This window comes from Streptomyces sp. W16, assembly GCF_033194735.1.
Taxonomy (GTDB): domain Bacteria; phylum Actinomycetota; class Actinomycetes; order Streptomycetales; family Streptomycetaceae; genus Streptomyces.
Genome location: NZ_JAWOAI010000927.1, coordinates 1 through 2,200 on the forward strand (window position 1 = coordinate 1; position 2,200 = coordinate 2,200).

Genomic DNA, 2,200 nt, shown 5'->3' on the forward strand with positions numbered 1-2,200 from the left:
GGCCGCGGCCGTACTGGCCGCCGTGGGACTGCTGCTGCCGCCGAGCCCGCTCGGCGCGGCGCTCGGCATGACGGGCCTCGCGCTTCCCTACTACCTGCTTCTCGCGGCCGTGCTCGGTCTGTACGCCCTGGCCCTGAGGGGTCTGCGATCCACTCGTGGGTTGTACAGTTGCGCAACATAGCAACTGTTGTCAGGGACGAAAGGGCGGGATCATGCTCCGCAACGGACTGGAACCATGGCACCTGCTGGTCGTGGCGATCATGGTCATCCTGCTGTTCGGCTCGAAGAAGCTCCCCGAGGCCGCGCGCGGACTGGGCAAGTCCATGCGCATCCTCAAGAGCGAGGCGAAGGCGATGAAGGAGGAGAGCAACGTGGCGGAGTCGGTCCCCGCGGAACCGACCACCGTGCACACCTCGACCGAGTCCCCGGCGGCCACCTCCAATTCCACCGAGCCGCCCGCGAACTGACGGCCGGACAGGCCCTGGCCCCGGCGGTTGCGGTCGCCGGGGTATGACGCTGTTCGGGTCAGGCCTGTTGCTGGAGTTCCGTTTTTGTGGCCGTTTTCGTGGCCGTCTTCGCCTCGCGCTTACGACGCCTGCGCTCCGACCGCGGCTCCTGGTCCGGCAGCCAGCCGAACGTCATGCAGCTGCCCGCGATGCCCAGCAGCAGCCCGACGAAGAAGCCGCCGAGGTTCGAGGTGAGCCAGCTGCCCAGGGTGCAGAGGATCCCGACGATCGAGTAGAACAGCCGCTGGCTCGGGCTGAAGAGGATCAGCAGTCCGCAGAGCAGCATCAGCACGGGGAGCAGGTAGCCGGTGACGCCCTGCATCCCGAAGTGCATCGCGACCTTCAGCGACACCTTCTCCGTGAGGAGGATCTCCGCCCCGCCCAGGGCGAGCAGCAGCCCGCCCCAGAACGGACGACGGGCCCGCCAACTCCGGAAGGCGGGCCGCGTCCCCTGCCGTGACAGGTTGTCGGACATCAGCAACCCGAGTCGCTGAAGCTGAGCTTGAGGCCCGGCAGCTTGAACACACCCGCCGTGGTGGCGTAGTTGGTCTGCCGCAGGTTGTCGATGTGCACGGTGTCGGACTGCTGGCTGAAGACGCCCTTGTTGCCATGGACACCCGCCTTGGTGAGCGTGCTGGCGTCGTTGCCGATCTCGATGTTGCCGAAGGACGCGTCACCCGACAGCTCGGTCGAGTCGGTCGTCAGATCGGTCGCCGTCACCTTCGTCGAGCCGCTGCCCGCCTTGATCAGCAGGTTGATCCCGCCCAGGTCGACGCTCTGGCACAGGCTGTCGAGCGTGGCGTTCTTGATGGCGGAGGTCATGACGAGCACCTGGCCGCCCGTGTCGCCCTCGTTCGGGCTGTTCGGGATCATGTTGTCGAGGCCGCCGAACTGCTCGAAGCCGGTGCCGTCGAGCGACTTGGCGGTGACCGTGAACGGCATGCCCGAGATGGAGAACTGCACCCCCAGGGCGCCCTGGGCGGTGAGTATCCCGAGGGCCGCGAAGGCGAGGGTGGCCGGCACCGCCATCACCGCGGCGCGGCGCAGGCGGACCTGACCGCGTCTTTCGGGAACCTCGGCGGTCTCAGGTGCGGAACCGCTTTCCGGGTTCTCGGGGGTGTTGCCTGCGGACGAGTTGGCGTCCGAGGGTGAAGCCATGTCTGCTCCCATGTGCTGCTCTAGTCAACGCGAGTCGGTATCCAATGTGGCGCGTTGTCCTGGCGCGGACAGCGAGTGCGGCGCGGCCATCCTCACAACTCCCGGCGGGTGCAAGGGCTTTCAGGTTACGCAGCAGTAGCCGTCGAGGAAGTTACCGGGGGTTACATTCGAGGGTCAAGGGAGTTGTGGAAAAAGAGTGTTGATGATGTGCCACCTGTGCCGCAAGGCCTGTCCGTGATCTCGCGGAGCCTGTGACCGCACACCGATCAACGCACCAACTTGACTTGCATGTCTTGACGTTGACGGACACTCAGGTCTACAACTCTCCCTTGTTTGCCGGATCCGTGGCGCCGGATCCGGCACGTGGCAGGAGCCGCGTTCCCGGACTTCCCTTTCCAGCAGGGGCACTTCACCGCCCCAGAGTCCGCACCCCCGCGGTCGGCACGGCCGCTTCCCCCCTGGTCCGTGCCGTCCGCCCCACCGCCCGGCCCGGCCGGAAGCCTTCAACCCCCGTGGGCCTCCGGTCGGTCCCCGGC

The 2,200-nt window shown here is 67.1% G+C and carries 4 protein-coding genes; 2 read left to right on the forward strand and 2 right to left on the reverse strand.

What is annotated here, in order from left to right:
- Positions 1–181 (forward strand): hypothetical protein (locus R6V09_RS51510; RefSeq protein WP_317888306.1); only part of this gene is annotated, 181 nt, incomplete at its 5' end.
- Between the two features lie 31 nt (positions 182–212).
- Positions 213–467 carry a Sec-independent protein translocase subunit TatA gene (gene tatA, locus R6V09_RS51515; RefSeq protein WP_317888307.1) on the forward strand — a complete coding sequence of 85 codons (255 nt, stop codon included), beginning with the start codon at positions 213–215 and terminating at the stop codon, positions 465–467.
- A gap of 58 nt (positions 468–525) precedes the next feature.
- Here tatA and R6V09_RS51520 read toward each other — a convergent pair whose 3' ends face one another.
- Together R6V09_RS51520 and R6V09_RS51525 are read right to left on the reverse strand one after the other, a co-directional pair.
- On the reverse strand, positions 526–981 hold the full coding sequence (locus R6V09_RS51520; RefSeq protein ID WP_317888308.1) for a DUF6114 domain-containing protein: 456 nt from the start codon (positions 979–981) through the stop codon (positions 526–528).
- Positions 981–1,664 (reverse strand): DUF6230 family protein, encoded by a 684-nt coding sequence (locus R6V09_RS51525; RefSeq protein WP_317888309.1) that lies wholly within the window; start codon positions 1,662–1,664, stop codon positions 981–983. Before R6V09_RS51525 ends, R6V09_RS51520 begins: the two co-directional genes overlap by 1 nt.
- Positions 1,665–2,200: the final 536 nt, after the last annotated feature.